Below are 14,621 nucleotides of genomic sequence, written 5' to 3'. Positions count from 1 at the left end.
CACGGTCCGACTTTCCGTCAGCCGTGATCAGTGCGACCCGGCCTGCGCCTGCCGCCCGGTGTGCTGCTCCTGGTGCTGCTCGGGGACGGCGGTGGCGCCGTACTGGTTCATCTCGGTCAGGCCGGGGGCGTAGAGGTGGATGGAGACGGCGGGTTCGAGCGCGCCGTTGACGACCTCGTGCAGGTAGCCGGAGGAGAACACCCGCTGCCCGCCGGGCCGCAGGGTGCGGGCGATCGCGCCGCTGGGGTCGCCCCCGGCCGAGGGCTGGGGGAGGGTGAGGGAGCGCTCGATCAGCTCGCCCCGGACGACGCTCATCACGCCGGAGGACTCGCCGTGGTCGTGGAAGCCGCTGGACTGCCCGGGCAGCCAGCTGAGCAGCCAGACCTCGTAGCCGGGGCCGGTCTCCAGCCGGGCGTACCAGCGGGTCAGCGCGTCGTAGCGGACCAGCGGCTCCCAGCGGGAGCGGTCGGCGGCGATCTCGCGCACCAGCCGGGCGTACTCGGCGACGGTGGTGGGGTGGGCGGGCAGGTCGGTGCGCGCCAGGTGCGGGAAGGCGAGCGGGTCGCCGGCGATGGAGACGTCGCTGAGGCCGTCGGCCCACTGGCGGGTCCGGGCGTCGGCGGGGGTGCCGGTGCGGACGGTGGCGGGGCCACGGCGGGAGAGCTTGTTGCGGTCGCGGTTCCGCTTGCGGATGCGGATCATGCGCACGGGAGTCGTCCTCGGAAGGGTCGGCCGGTTCGTCGGGATCGGCCGGATCCGGGATGTCCTGGGACGGGAATCGCGGGCGGCCTCTGTGCTTCCTGGGGGCGGCGCGCGGTGGGACGCGGGCGCCTAGATACAGCAGGAACAGAGGCGACAACAAGAGTTCACGGCACGGCGGAGCGTGGAACCGCTCCGGGGGCTGGCGAACTCTGACATAGGAGCAAGGACACCGCATCCGCAGGGGCGGTGTCAAACCGAAGGATGCGGCATTCGAGTGGGTTAGGTCCGGATCTTTCCCTGATGGGGTGATTCATCACTCTCTATGTTTCGATGGGAAGATCGCCGGGAAGGCAGGCCGATGACCGGCCTGTGACGGTGACCGAGCGTCACCCGGTGAATGGTTGCGGATGGTTCGGCACCGTTCAGGACCTTGAGGTGGAAGGTCCGATGTGTCCGGATATGTACACTATTCGTAACGGCTTGGTGCCAGGGAGTGAATCCCAGCCCCAATACCAGAGCTCGGCTTGACTGGGCCAGAGTGACGCAACTGTAATTTCACTCGTGTCGTCAGCCGCACGAGGCAACGGCAACCACGGGGACGCCAAGTAGGGGCAGAGGAGGCGCGCCACATGAGCGAGCTCTTTGAGCTGTTGATCGGGGACGGCATCGCGGAGGACGAGGAGGAACTCGGCTGGCAGGAGCGCGCGTTGTGCGCCCAGACCGACCCCGAGTCCTTCTTCCCCGAGAAGGGCGGCTCGACCCGCGAGGCCAAGAAGGTCTGCCTCGCCTGCGAGGTCCGTTCCGAGTGCCTGGAGTACGCCCTCGCCAATGACGAGCGTTTCGGCATCTGGGGCGGCCTCTCCGAGCGCGAGCGCCGTCGGCTCAAGAAGAGCGCGGTCTGACCGGGCGGCCCCCGCCCCCCGCTGACCCTTCGACAGCGACGGACAACCGCACAGCTGTACGGGCGCCTCACCGCGGTGGTGGGGCGCTTTCGTGTTCCCGGGGCCCCTTCACCGTCCCCGCACGCACACCCCGGACGAAGCGGCCACCCGGAGCCGTTAGTGTGGTGCGCCATCCGGTTGCCGTTCACCGGCTGTGTCCACCGAGAACTGGGGCCCGCGCACGCGATGACCGTCTACAGCCACCAGAGCGGCTCCACCGCTTCCCGGCCGCCCGCCTATCCGCGCCACCTGGTCACCGCCGTGATCGTCTCGCACGACGGCGCCCGCTGGCTCCCGCGGGCCATGGCCGGCCTGCTCGGTCAGGACCGCCAGGTCCAGCGCGTCCTCGCGGTCGACACCGGATCCACCGACAACTCTCCGCAACTGCTCGCGGACACCCTCGCCGACTGGCTGCCCGAGAGCGGGCCGCTGGTCCTCGGCCGCCGGGCCGGCTTCGGCACCGCCGTCCACGAGGCCGTGGCGGGCAGTGCGCCCCTGCGCCCGGAGGACCTCCCGTACCGGCTCGACCCCTCCGGCTACGACCCGGTCACCGGCGGCTGGGACGACTTCGGCGACCCGCTCGCCCAGGAGGACGACCTCGGCCGCGGCGGCCCGCGCGAGACCCGGCCGGTCGAGTGGCTCTGGCTGCTGCACGACGACTGCGAGCCGCAGACCGACGCCCTGCGCCGACTGCTCCAGGTCGCCGACTCCACCCCCAGCGCCGCCGTGGTCGGCCCCAAGCTGCGCAGCTGGTACGACCGCCGCCAGCTCCTCGAGGTCGGCGTCACCATCGCCCGCTCCGGCCGCCGCTGGACCGGCCTCGACCGCCGCGAGCAGGACCAGGGCCAGCACGACCAGGTCCGCCCGGTGCTCGCCGTCTCCAGCGCCGGCATGCTGGTGCGCCGGGACGTCTTCGAGGAGCTCGGAGGCTTCGACCGGGCCCTCCCGTTGATGCGGGACGACACCGACTTCTGCTGGCGGGTCAACGCCGCCGGCCACCGCGTGGTGGTCGCCCCCGACGCCGTGCTGCGGCACGCCGAGGCGGCCGCCCGCGAGCGCCGGGCGATCGACTGCGGCCCCGCCCATCCGCACCGGATGGACAAGGCCGGCGCTGTCTACACCCTGCTCACCAACTGCAAGGGCGCGCTCTTCCCCTACGTCCTGCTGCGGCTGGTGCTCGGCACCCTGCTGCGGGCCGTCACCAACCTGCTCGGCAAGGACCCGCGCCAGGCCTTCGACGAACTCGCCGGCCTCGGCCACGAACTCGTCCGCTTCCCACGGCTGTTGGCCGGGCGCAAACGCCGCGCCAAGTCCCGGTCGGCGGACGCCCTGGACGACCGCACGCTCTTCCCGGCCCCCGGCGCCACCACCCGGCTGGCGGTCGAGGGCGTCGTCGGCTCGCTCGGGATAGGGGGCGGCGACGACACCGGCCGGCACGGCTCGGCCGAGGCCGGCGGCGACGAGGACGCCGAGGACCTGGTCGTCGAGCAGTTCGCCCTGCTCAAGAAGCTCGCCCGGCGCCCGGCGCCGGTGCTGTTCGCGGCCCTGCTGGTGTTCGCCCTGATCGCCTGCCGCGGCCTGCTCGGCAGCGGCGAGCTGTTCGGCGGCGCCCTGCTGCCGGCGGCCGACGGGGCCGGCGGCCTCTGGTCGATGTACGCGGACGCCTGGCACCCGGTCGGCACCGGGTCCACCGCCGCCGCACCGCCGTACCTCGGCGTGCTCGCGGTGCTCTCCTGGATCCTGTTCGACCACGCCGACCTCGCGCTCACCCTGCTCGTGGTGCTCTCCGTCCCGCTCTCCGCGGTCAGCGCCTACCTGGTGTCCCGGCCGCTGCTGGACTCCAAGCTGGTCCGCGCCTGGGCCAGCGCCACCTACGCGCTGCTGCCCGCCGCGACCGGCGCGCTCGCCCAGGGCCGGATCGGCACCGCCGTGCTCGCCGTGCTGCTGCCGCCGCTGGCCCGCGCCGCCGCCATCGCGGCCGGCCTCGGCATCCGCGCCGAGAGCGCCGCCAAGGGCGCCCGCCCGGGCTGGCGCCCGGTCTGGATGACCGTCCTGCTGCTCACCCTGGCCACCGCCTTCGTCCCGATAACGTGGGCGCTCGCGGTGCCGCTCTGCCTGGCGATGCTGGTCGTCGGGGTGCTGCGCGGCAGCGCCTTCGGCTCCGGCGGCGCGGCCCTGCGGCCGCTCGGCCTGCGCGTCCTGGTGATCCTGGCGGTGCCGGTCGCGGTGCTGGCCCCGTGGTCGCTCAAGGTGCTGTCGCACCCGCAGTGGCTGCTGCTGGAGGCCGGGCTGCCCGGTCTGCACGGCACCGGCGCGAGCGCGGCCGGCCTGCTGCTGGTCAACCCGGGCGGCGCCGGGGTGCCGCCGGTCTGGCTCTCGGCGGGTGTCGTGCTGGCCGCCCTGGCCGCGCTGCTGCGCGCCGACCGCCGCCGTGCGGTGCTCGTCGCCTGGGGCGCGGCCGGCGCCGGCCTGGTCTTCTCGGTCGTGGTGGCGGGCACCTCCGTCACCCCGGCCTCCGGCGGCCCGGCGGTGCCCGCCTGGACCGGCCCGGCGACCCTGATCGCCGGGCTCGCCCTGCTCGCCGCCGCCGCGATCGGCGCCGACGGCGCCAACGCCCGCGTCGCCGGGATCGCCTTCGGCTGGCGCCAGCCGGTGGCCGCCCTGGTGGTGGCCTCGGCCGTGCTGGCCCCGCTGGGCACCGGCCTGTGGTGGGCGCTGACCGGCGCCGGCGGCCCGCTGCACCGCGGCCAGGCCGACCAGGTCCCCGCGTTCATCGCCGAGGAGGCCGGGACCACCGACCGGGCCCGCACCCTGGTCGTCACCGGGGAGAAGGGCGGCGGCGCGGTCCGCTACACCGTGCTGCGCGGCGCCGGTCTGACGCTCGGCCAGGCCGAGTCCACCGTCGACCCGGCGACCGGCACCCAGGACGGCCTGAACAAGATGGTCGGCAGCCTGCTGGCCGGCTCCGGTGCCGACCAGGCGAGCGCCCTGGCCGGCTACGGCATCGCCTACGTGCTGGTCCAGCAGCCGGTGATCGACGCCTTCAAGGACGTCCTGGACACCACCCCCGGCCTGGTCAAGGCCAACCAGGACGGCGCCGCCGCGCTCTGGCAGGTCAACGGCACCCCCGCGGTCCGCGCGGTGATCACCGCCCCGGGGGCCACCCCGGTGGTCGTCCCGTCCGGGGCCCGCGACCTGTCCGCCACCGTTCCGGCCGGCCCGGACGGCCGGGTGCTGCGGCTCGCCGAGTCCGCCGCCCCGGAGTGGAAGGCCACCGTCAACGGCACCGCGCTGGAGCCCACCACGGTCGACGGCTGGGCGCAGGGCTTCAAGCTCCCGGCCGCCGGCGGCAAGCTGGCCGTCACCCGCGAGGGCGGCGCCGCCCACACCGGCTGGATCTGGGCCCAGGTGCTGCTCGGCCTCACCATCCTGGTGCTGGCCCTGCCCGGCCGCCGCAGCCACAAGGACGACGACCTGCCGGAGGAGGCCGTCGCCACCGCCGCGCTGGCCGCCGCCGCCCAGGCGCAGGCCCCCGCCCCCGGCAGCCGCCGGGCCCGCCGGATGGCCGAGCGGGGCGAGGGCGCGGAGGGCGCCGAGGGCGGTGCCGAGGAGTCCGGGGTGTACGACCGGCCGGGCGCGATCCCGGCCCAGCCGAGCTCCGAGCCGGTGACCGGCGCCGTCCAGGCGGCCGCCGCCATCCAGGACGCCGAGCAGTACACGGACCCGTACCAGGCGTACCAGCAGGCCGACCCGTACAGCTACGACCAGTACGCGGCCCAGCAGCCGGTCGCCGCGCCGTACGGCGGCCAGGGCTACGACACCCAGGGGTACGACGCCCACGGGTACGGCCGGCAGCAGGGCTACGAGCAGCCGTACCAGCCCGAGCAGCAGCCGTACTACGAGGTCCACGGCTACGACGGCGGGCAGCAGCCGGAGCAGCAGCCCTGGCTGCCCGGCCAGCCGCAGGGCGAGGCCCCGTACGACCCGAACGACCCCAACGGCCCCGGCCGGTACCCGCACCAGCACGGATCGGGGAGCTGACCCGCGATGAAGAAGCCCGCATTCAGGAAGAAGTCCGGCGCCGGCGAGGCCGCCGAGCCGGCCGGGCCCGCCGTCGCGGCGGAGCCGTCCGGCCCGGCCCGGACGTCCCGCCCCGGCCGCGGCCGCGGCCCGCTCGCAGGGCGAGCCGGAGGAGCCGGAGGAGCCGGAGGAGCCGAGGGGGCCGGAGCGGCCGGGTCCGGCGGGGCGGCGAAGACCACCCAGTCCCTGCTCGCCGCGGCCGTGGTGCTCGCGGCGGTGTTCGGGATCGCCCAGGTGCGCCCGCCGGCCGCCCCGGCCAAGGCCGGCACCGGAGCCGCCGCGACCACCGCGCAGGTCGAGCGGACCTCGGTGGTCTGCCCGCAGCCGGTCCAGGGCCTGACCGGCTCGACCACGCTCACCGCCTACACCCCGCCCGGGACGGGCTCCGCCACCGGCGGGGCCGGCTGGCTCTCCGACGCGGCCGCGCCCGCCGTGCCCGCCGCCCAGCCGACCACCGCCCCCGCGGCCCCGGCCGCCGCCACCCCGGCCCCGACCGGCTCGGGCGCCCCGGGCGCCCCGGTCCAGGACAAGAACGCGGCGCCCGCCGACGCCCGGCTGACCGTGCCCAAGCCCGGCACCCCGGCCACCGGCCCGGCCGCCAACGGCGACGCCGCGCCCGGCACCGGGGCCGTCGCCACCGGCGCCCTCGCCCCCGGCTTCACCGTCACCCAGACCACGGTGGTCACCGAGCAGCGCGGCCTCGGCCTGTCCGGCCTCACCTGCACCCCGGCCGCGACCAGCTTCTGGTTCGCCGGGGCCAGCACCGCCGCCGACCGGGTCGACTACCTCAGCCTGGTCAACACCGAGTCCGCCGCCGCGGTGGTGGACATCAAGCTGTACGGCGACAAGGGCCTGATCGACAACGACGCCGCCAACGGGATCACCGTCTCGCCCGGCAGCTCCCAGGCCGTCCTGCTGTCGACCCTCACCAAGGGCGCGGTCGCCGACCTCGCGGTGCACGTGGTGGTGCGCTCCGGGCGGGTCGGCGCCGCGCTGCACGCCGCCGACGGCGGCAAGGGCGCCGACTGGGTCCCCGCCTCGGACGCCCCGGCCCCGGTCCAGGTGATGCCCGGCCTGCCCGCCGACACCGCCTCCGCCCGCCTGGTGGTCTGGGCGCCGCCGGAGGACGACGCCGACCTGAAGATCCAGCTGTCCGGCAAGAACGGCTGGTTCAGCCCGGCCGGCAACGAGTCGATCCACGTCAAGGCGGGCATGGTGGCCGCCGTCGACCTCGGCAAGCTCACCCGGGACGAGGTCGCCGGGCTGCGGCTGTCGCCCAGCGACGACAAGCACCGCACCCCGGTCGTGGCCGGGCTGCGGGTCGACCGGGCGGCGGCCAACGGCAAGACCGACGCGGCCTGGCTGACCGGCAGCGACCCGGTCGGCGCCCGCGCCACCGTCGCCGACAACCGGGCCGGCGCCTCCACGCTCTACCTGACCTCCAGCGGCGAGGCCGCCACCGTCCGGGTCACCGCCTCGGCCGGCAGCGGCGGCGGCACCCCGGCCACCAAGGAGGTCCAGCTGCCGGCCGGCGGCACGGTCGCCCTCCCGGCGCCCGAGCCCGCCGGGCTGAACGGCGTCTTCGCGCTCACCGTGGAGACCGTCTCCGGCGGCCCGGTGGTGGCCGCCCGGATGCTCTCCCTGCCGGCCAAGGACGTGCCGATGTTCACCGTCCAGGCGCTGCGCGACGACCGCAGCACCGTCAAGGTCCCGCAGGCCGGCCAGGACCCGGGCGTCGTCCTGCGCTGAGCGCGCCGAGCGGGGCCCGCGCCGGACACCCGGCGCGGGCCCCGACCCGTCTCAGTCCTCGTCGTAGCGCGGGTCGATGGCGTCCGGCGACAGCCCGAGCAGCTCCGCGACCTGTTCGATCAGGATCTCGTGCACCAGCGCCGCGCGGTCCTCCCGGGTCTTCGCCCGGATCTCCACCGGCCGCCGGTACACCACGATCTGGCTCTTGCGCCCCTGCTGGCCCGGCGACACCCGCCCCAGCGGCACGCCGTCCTCGGCGTCGGCGCCGTCCGGCTCGTGCAGCGGCACCTCCTGGACGGCGAACTCCACCTCGATCAACTGCGGCCAACGCCGTTCGAGGCGCTCCACCGACTCGCGCACGTAGTCGTCGAACAGTTCGGAGCGGGTGAGCGAGATCGGCACCTGGGGCGGCGCCAGCGGGCCGCGCAGGCCCCGCCCGTGCCGGTCGCGGTGCCGGGGGCGGCGCGCCGGGCCTGTCGATGACTGCGGTGCGGAGCTGTCCATATCACTGCCGAGGGTAGTCCTTGGACGGTCGGAAGTGGACCACTCCGACCGGGAATCGCACGGGGCGTCGGATACGCGGACCCGGCGCCCGCGGGGCGACACGGCACCCCCTCCGGGCAGGCGGTCTTCGCTCCCCGGCGGGGAGTGCGGTACCGTCCACCCTCGTGAGCTCTGTACGTCGTTGTTCGCGGACCGCGTGCGGCCGGCCGGCCGTCGCGACGCTGACGTACGTCTACGCGGACTCCACCGCCGTCCTCGGGCCGCTCGCCACCTACGCCGAGCCGCACTGCTACGACCTGTGCGCCGAGCACGCCGAGCGGCTCACCGCCCCGCGCGGTTGGGAGGTCGTCCGGCTCGCCGCCGAGGCCGGGCCGCTGCGCCGCAGCAGCGACGACCTGGAGGCGCTGGCCAACGCCGTGCGCGAGGCCGCCCGCCCGCAGACCCCCCGTCAGGGCCGCGGCTTCGAGGGCGAGTCCACCGAGGGCGGCCGCCGCGGCCACCTCCGGGTGCTGCGCTCGCCCGACAACTGACACCCCTCCCGGTACGGGGCGTCCCCGGTCCTGGCACGGGGCGTTCGTCCGGCCCGGGTACGCTGCCCGTCTACCGTCACCGCGCCCGTCGACCGACGCGCGGTGGCCCCGACGTTTCGTGATCAGTCCTAAAACCAGGGTGGAGCCGCAGTGCGCGACCTCAAGCAGCTCGTGAAGGCGTACGACGTCCGAGGCGTTGTCCCGGACCAGTGGGACGAGAGCCTGTCCCGGGCCTTCGGTGCCGCGTTCGTGCAGGTCACCGGCGCGACCGCGATCGTGGTCGGGCACGACATGCGGCCCTCCTCGCCGTCGCTGAGCCTGGCCTTCGCCGAGGGCGCCGCGGCCTACGGCGCCGACGTGGTGCAGATCGGGCTGTGCTCCACCGACCAGCTGTACTACGCCAGCGGCAAGCTCGACCTGCCCGGCGCGATGTTCACCGCCAGCCACAACCCGGCCCAGTACAACGGCATCAAGCTGTGCCGGGCCGGCGCCGCCCCGGTCGGCCAGGACACCGGCCTGTCCGAGATCCGCGAGCTGGTCGAGTCCTGGACCGCCGAGGACGACACCGTCACCGTCCCGGCCAGGGACGTGAAGCCGGGCGCGCTGTCCGCCCAGGACACCCTGCGCGGCTACGCCGACCACCTGCTGGGCCTGGTCGACCTCACCGCGATCCGCCCGCTCAAGGTCGTGGTGGACGCCGGCAACGGCATGGGCGGCCACACCGTGCCGACCGTCTTCGACGGCCTGCCGATCGAGCTCGTCCCGATGTACTTCGAGCTGGACGGCACCTTCCCGAACCACGAGGCCAACCCGCTCGACCCGAAGAACCTGGTCGACCTCCAGGCCAAGGTCCGCGAGGTCGGCGCCGACGTGGGCCTGGCCTTCGACGGCGACGCCGACCGCTGCTTCGTCGTGGACGAGCGCGGCGAGCCGGTCTCCCCGTCGGCGATCACCGCCCTGGTCGCCGTCCGCGAGATCGCCCGCGCCCGGGCCGCCGGCGAGGCCGAGCCGACCGTCATCCACAACCTGATCACCTCCTGGACCGTCCCCGAGGTGGTCCGCGAGCTCGGCGCCAAGCCGGTGCGCACCCGGGTCGGCCACTCCTTCATCAAGCAGGAGATGGCCGAGACCGACGCCGTCTTCGGCGGCGAGCACTCCGCGCACTACTACTTCCGCGACTTCTGGCGCGCCGACACCGGCATGCTGGCCGCGCTGCACGTGCTGGCCGCGCTCGGCGGGCAGCCGTCCGCGCTGTCCGGGCTCACCGCCGAGTACGACCGCTACGCCGCCTCCGGCGAGATCAACAGCACCGTGGCCGACCAGGCCGCCAGCACCGCCGCCGTCCGCGCCGCCTACGCGGGCGGGGAGGGCACCACGGTGGACGAGCTGGACGGCCTGACCGTGGCCGGCCCGGACTGGTGGTTCAACCTGCGCGCCTCCAACACCGAGCCGCTGCTGCGCCTGAACGTCGAGGCCAAGGACCCGGCGAAGATGGCCGAGCTGCGCGACGGCGTGCTCGCCGTCGTCCGCGGCTGAGCCCCTCGCCCGACGCCTCGCCCGACGCCGCGCCCGAGCCCCCGACCGGGCTCGCGCCCGCGCGGAGCGCCTGAGCACGGGCCCCGGTGCCCCGGCCGGTAGGGTTTCCTATCGGCCGGGGCACCTCCGTGCCACCCCCGAACCTTGGAGAGCCCCATGAAGCTCGAATCCTTCCTGCTGGAGATCCTGGTCTGCCCGCAGTGCCGGGCCGCGCTCGTCGAGGGCGGCACCGAGGAGCAGCCCGAGCTGGTCTGCACCGGCGCGGACTGCGGCCTCGCGTACCCGGTCCGCGAGGGCATTCCGGTCCTCCTGGTGGACGAGGCCCGCCGCCCGGCCTGATCCTGGGTGCGACGCCCGGGACGAAGCCCGGGCGGAAGCCCCGGGACGAAGCCGCCCCGACCGCCCCGACCGCCCGTCCAGGACCGCAGCCGGAGGTTCGCCGCATGCTCGACGACACCCTGCTCGACGACCCGGCCGCCCTCCAGCGCGCCGACCACGACCGCGCCCTGCTGGCCCTGGCCGGCGCCGGTGCGCGGGTCCGCACCGCACTGCGGCAGGCCGAGGCGGCCGGCCTCGACCGGCTGCGTCCGGACGGCCGCCCGCGTGCCGTCCTGGTCGCCGGGCATGGCAGCGCGCTGACCGCCGCCGAGATGCTCTCGGCGCTGGCCGGTACGAGCTCCCTGGTCACCCCGCTGCCGCCGACCGAGGCCGCCGCCCCGCGCGCCGACCGGGCCGGCGCCCCGCCCGCCTTCACCGCCGGGCTCGGCTGGCAGCTGCCCGGCTGGGCCGGCCCGCTGGACCTGCTGGTGATCAGCTCCGCCGACGGCGGCGAGCAGGGCCTGGTCGCCCTCGCCGAGCAGGCGTACGCGCGCGGCTGCGCGATCGTGGTGACCGCCCCGGCCGGCAGCGCGCTGGCCGAGGCCGCGCTGCAGGTGCGCGCGCTGCCGCTGCCGTTCGTGGCCTCGGTGCTGCCCGAGGACCTCGCGCCCGTGACGGCCGTCGAGCCGGACCTGCCGGCCGAGGACCCGGCGGCGCTCTGGTCCCACCTCGCCCCGCTGCTGGCGCTCGCCCAGAAGATCGGCCTCACCCAGCTCCCGTACGACGCGCTGCCGGCCCTCGCCGACCTGTTGGACGCCGCCGCGGTGCGCTGCCGCCCGGACGCCGCCGCGTACACCAACCCGGCGAAGGGCCTGGCCGCCCGGCTGGCCGGGACGGTCCCGCTGCTGTGGGCCGAGGGCCCGATCGCCGGGGCGGCCGCCACCCGGTTCGCCGCCCAGCTGGCCGACCGGGCCGGGCGTCCGGCGCTGGCCGGGCCGCTGCCGCAGGTGCTCACCGCCCACCGCGGCATGTTCACCGGGCAGTTGGGCGCGGGCGCCGATCCGGACGACTTCTTCCGCGACCGGGTCGAGGAGCCGGACCCGCTGCACCTCCAGGTCCTGCTGCTGCGGCACGCCCCCGGCGCGGCCGGCCCGGCGGCGCCGGACGAGCAGGACGGCCCGGCCGAGGTGCCGGAGGAGGACGCCGGGCCGCGCAGCTTCGGCGTCTCCCGGGCGCACCGGCTGGCCGCCGCGCACGACGTCCGGCTGACCGAGTACGCGAGCACCCGGCCGGACGCGCTGCACGCGCTGGCCGACCTGGTCGCGCTGACCGACTTCGCCGCCGTCTACCTGGGGCTCGCCGCCGCGCAGTCCTGAGACGGTCGGCCGATCGGGCCCCCGGGGCCGGTACGGTAAGCGCTCGACGACGCCGACCGACCCGTGAGGACCTGGAAGCATGAGCACCGAAGGCGGTACCAAGGCACTGATCGCGGCGCTGTCCGCGAACCTGGCGATCGCCGTGGCCAAGTTCACCGCCTTCGGCTTCACCGGCTCCTCCTCGATGCTGGCCGAGGGCGTGCACTCGGTGGCCGACTCCGGCAACCAGGTACTGCTGCTGATCGGCGGCAAGCGGGCGCGCCGGGCGGCCGACGAGGAGCACCCCTTCGGGTACGGCCGCGAGCGCTACGTGTACGGCTTTCTGGTGGCCATCGTGCTGTTCAGCGTCGGCGGCCTGTTCGCGGTCTACGAGGGCTGGCACAAGATCAGCCACCCGGAGGCGCTGGACGCCTGGGGCTGGGCGGTCGGCGTGCTGGTCTTCGCCATCGGGATGGAGGGCTGGTCCTTCCTGACCGCGGTGCGGGAGTCGGAGAAGGCCAAGGGCAAGCAGAGCTGGACCCAGTTCATCCGCACCGCCAAGGCGCCGGAGCTGCCGGTGGTGCTGCTGGAGGACACCGGCGCGCTGATCGGCCTGGTGCTCGCGCTGTTCGGCGTCGGGCTCACCGTGATCACCGGCGACGGCGTCTGGGACGGCATCGGCACCCTGTGCATCGGCCTCCTGCTGGTGGTGATCGCCGTGGTGCTCGCCCTGGAGACCAAGTCGCTGCTGCTCGGCGAGTCGGCCGACAAGGACTCGGTGCGCCGGATCCGGGAGGCGCTGGTGGACGGCGAGGCGGTCACCCGGGTGATCCACATGCGCACCCTGCACCTCGGCCCGGAGGAGCTGCTGGTCGCGGCCAAGATCGCCGTCAACGCGGAGGACAGCGCCGCCCGGGTCGCGGAGGCGATCGACGCCGCCGAGTCGCGGGTCCGCGCGGTCGTCCCGATCGCCCGGGCGATCTACCTGGAGCCCGACGTGTACAGCGCCGAGAAGGCCGCGGCGGGCGACGACCCGGCCGCCACGCCCGGCGGCCCCGGCCCGGGCGGCGCGCACTGACCCCTCCCGCGCCCCCGTCCCGCTGACCGACCTGTCCCGTACACCGGCCCGTCCTGGGGCCCGGCTTGAGAGCGGGTCGGACCGGGGGCCGAAATCGGTCATCGGCGGACGGCCGGCGGGGCCATCGGTGTAGATTCGTCACCAGAGCCAGAACGTCGCTGCTGATGGCGGTCGATCGGCGGTCCGCACCCCGCGGGGCGCGCGCCGGTCGAGGGAGAGAGGTCCTCCGACGGTTTGTGCTGCGCAACGGGAAGCCGGTCCACCACCACGGACCCGGCGGTCCCGGCGTGGCCGTGCACCCGTACGGCCTGACGCACGCGACGCACGCCCGGACCTATGGCCCCACCCCCATCAGCGAGGAGCAGACGCATGTCGACCGACATCACCGGTGACTTCAAGGTCGCCGACCTTTCCCTGGCGCCGTTCGGCCGCAAGGAGATCCAGCTGGCCGAGCACGAGATGCCCGGTCTGATGGCGATCCGCGCCGAGTACGCCGAGGCGCAGCCGCTGGCCGGCGCCCGCATCACCGGCTCGCTGCACATGACCATCCAGACCGCCGTGCTGATCGAGACCCTGACGGCGCTCGGTGCCGAGGTCCGCTGGTGCTCCTGCAACATCTTCTCCACCCAGGACCACGCGGCCGCCGCCATCGCCGTCGGCCCGGAGGGCACCCCGGAGAACCCGCAGGGCGTGCCGGTCTTCGCCTGGAAGGGCGAGACCCTGGAGGAGTACTGGTGGTGCACCGAGCAGGCCCTGACCTGGCCTGACGGCAAGACCCCGAACATGATCCTGGACGACGGCGGCGACGCCACCCTGCTGATCCACAAGGGCGTCGAGTTCGAGAAGGCCGGCGTCGCGCCGGACCCGTCCACCGCGGACAACGACGAGTTCCGGATCATCCTGGAGCTGCTCAACCGCACCCTCAAGGACACCCCGAACAAGTGGACCGAGGTCGCCTCCACGATCAAGGGCGTGACCGAGGAGACCACCACCGGTGTCCACCGCCTGTACGAGATGCACCGTGACGGCCAGCTGCTGTTCCCGGCCATCAACGTCAACGACTCGGTCACCAAGTCGAAGTTCGACAACAAGTACGGCTGCCGCCACTCGCTGATCGACGGCATCAACCGCGCCACCGACGTCCTGATCGGCGGCAAGGTCGCGGTCGTCTGCGGCTACGGCGACGTCGGCAAGGGCTGCGCCGAGTCGCTGCGCGGCCAGGGCGCCCGCGTGATCGTCACCGAGATCGACCCGATCTGCGCGCTGCAGGCGGCGATGGACGGCTACCAGGTCACCACCCTGGAGGAGGTCGTGGAGATCGCCGACATCTTCATCACCACGACCGGCAACAAGGACATCATCATGGCCTCGCACATGGCCCGGATGAAGCACCAGGCCATCGTCGGCAACATCGGCCACTTCGACAACGAGATCGACATGGCCGGCCTGGCCAAGCTCGACGGCGTCGTGAAGACCGAGGTCAAGCCGCAGGTCCACGAGTGGCGCAAGGCCGACGGCCGCACCATCATCGTCCTCTCCGAGGGCCGCCTGCTGAACCTGGGCAACGCGACCGGCCACCCGTCCTTCGTGATGTCCAACTCCTTCGCCAACCAGACGATCGCCCAGATCGAGCTGTTCACGAAGACCGAGCAGTACCCGATCGGCGTCTACGTGCTGCCGAAGCACCTGGACGAGAAGGTCGCCCGCCTGCACCTCGACGCGCTGGGCGTGAAGCTGACCACCCTGAGCCAGGAGCAGGCCGACTACATCGGCGTCCCGGTCGAGGGCCCGTTCAAGTCGGAGCAGTACCGCTACTGACCGATCAGCG

General features: G+C 74.6%; 11 protein-coding genes. 9 read left to right on the top strand and 2 right to left on the bottom strand.

Annotated features, from left to right (window positions below):
- Window positions 1–27: 27 nt before the first annotated feature.
- Window positions 28–708 (bottom strand): cysteine dioxygenase family protein, encoded by a 681-nt coding sequence (locus tag ACFRQN_RS18365; RefSeq protein WP_234348590.1) that lies wholly within the window; start codon window positions 706–708, stop codon window positions 28–30.
- A gap of 623 nt (window positions 709–1,331) precedes the next feature.
- On the opposite strand from ACFRQN_RS18365, the gene ACFRQN_RS18360 reads away from it, so the two are divergent.
- The 3 genes from ACFRQN_RS18360 to ACFRQN_RS18350 all read left to right on the top strand — a co-directional run bounded on the left by ACFRQN_RS18360 (window position 1,332) and on the right by ACFRQN_RS18350 (window position 7,472).
- Window positions 1,332–1,604, top strand: coding sequence for a WhiB family transcriptional regulator (locus ACFRQN_RS18360; protein ID WP_030062195.1), 273 nt, complete (start codon window positions 1,332–1,334; stop codon window positions 1,602–1,604).
- Window positions 1,605–1,829: 225 nt separating this feature from the next.
- Window positions 1,830–5,684 carry a glycosyltransferase gene (locus ACFRQN_RS18355; RefSeq protein WP_380741183.1) on the top strand — a complete coding sequence of 1,285 codons (3,855 nt, stop codon included), beginning with the start codon at window positions 1,830–1,832 and terminating at the stop codon, window positions 5,682–5,684.
- A gap of 6 nt (window positions 5,685–5,690) precedes the next feature.
- Window positions 5,691–7,472 (top strand): DUF5719 family protein, encoded by a 1,782-nt coding sequence (locus ACFRQN_RS18350; RefSeq protein WP_380741182.1) that lies wholly within the window; start codon window positions 5,691–5,693, stop codon window positions 7,470–7,472.
- A gap of 51 nt (window positions 7,473–7,523) precedes the next feature.
- Here ACFRQN_RS18350 and ACFRQN_RS18345 read toward each other — a convergent pair whose 3' ends face one another.
- Window positions 7,524–7,976: a metallopeptidase family protein gene (locus ACFRQN_RS18345; protein ID WP_049659268.1), complete on the bottom strand. Its 453-nt coding sequence runs from the start codon at window positions 7,974–7,976 to the stop codon at window positions 7,524–7,526.
- Between the two features lie 164 nt (window positions 7,977–8,140).
- Between ACFRQN_RS18345 and ACFRQN_RS18340 the strand changes: the two genes are divergently transcribed.
- The 6 genes from ACFRQN_RS18340 to ahcY all read left to right on the top strand — a co-directional run bounded on the left by ACFRQN_RS18340 (window position 8,141) and on the right by ahcY (window position 14,611).
- Window positions 8,141–8,506 (top strand): DUF3499 domain-containing protein, encoded by a 366-nt coding sequence (locus ACFRQN_RS18340; RefSeq protein ID WP_049659269.1) that lies wholly within the window; start codon window positions 8,141–8,143, stop codon window positions 8,504–8,506.
- A 150-nt stretch (window positions 8,507–8,656) separates the two neighbouring features.
- Entirely contained in the window at window positions 8,657–10,042 is a 1,386-nt protein-coding gene (locus ACFRQN_RS18335) for a phosphomannomutase/phosphoglucomutase (RefSeq protein WP_049659270.1), read from the top strand.
- 156 nt (window positions 10,043–10,198) lie between these two features.
- The gene (locus ACFRQN_RS18330) at window positions 10,199–10,381 is read left to right on the top strand and encodes a Trm112 family protein (protein ID WP_049659271.1); all 183 of its coding nucleotides are present in this window, start codon (window positions 10,199–10,201) and stop codon (window positions 10,379–10,381) included.
- 104 nt (window positions 10,382–10,485) lie between these two features.
- Window positions 10,486–11,736, top strand: coding sequence for an SIS domain-containing protein (locus ACFRQN_RS18325; protein ID WP_375877529.1), 1,251 nt, complete (start codon window positions 10,486–10,488; stop codon window positions 11,734–11,736).
- Window positions 11,737–11,815: 79 nt separating this feature from the next.
- On the top strand, window positions 11,816–12,793 hold the full coding sequence (locus ACFRQN_RS18320) for a cation diffusion facilitator family transporter (protein WP_074003860.1): 978 nt from the start codon (window positions 11,816–11,818) through the stop codon (window positions 12,791–12,793).
- Between the two features lie 369 nt (window positions 12,794–13,162).
- Entirely contained in the window at window positions 13,163–14,611 is a 1,449-nt protein-coding gene (gene ahcY / locus ACFRQN_RS18315; RefSeq protein WP_049659437.1) for an adenosylhomocysteinase, read from the top strand.
- Window positions 14,612–14,621 lie beyond the last annotated feature (10 nt).

Source organism: Kitasatospora sp. NPDC056800, from assembly GCF_042789775.1.
Taxonomy (GTDB): Bacteria; Actinomycetota; Actinomycetes; order Streptomycetales; family Streptomycetaceae; genus Kitasatospora.
The sequence above is the reverse complement of the archived record's forward strand: the minus strand, read 5'-3'. Positions and strand labels throughout refer to the sequence as shown.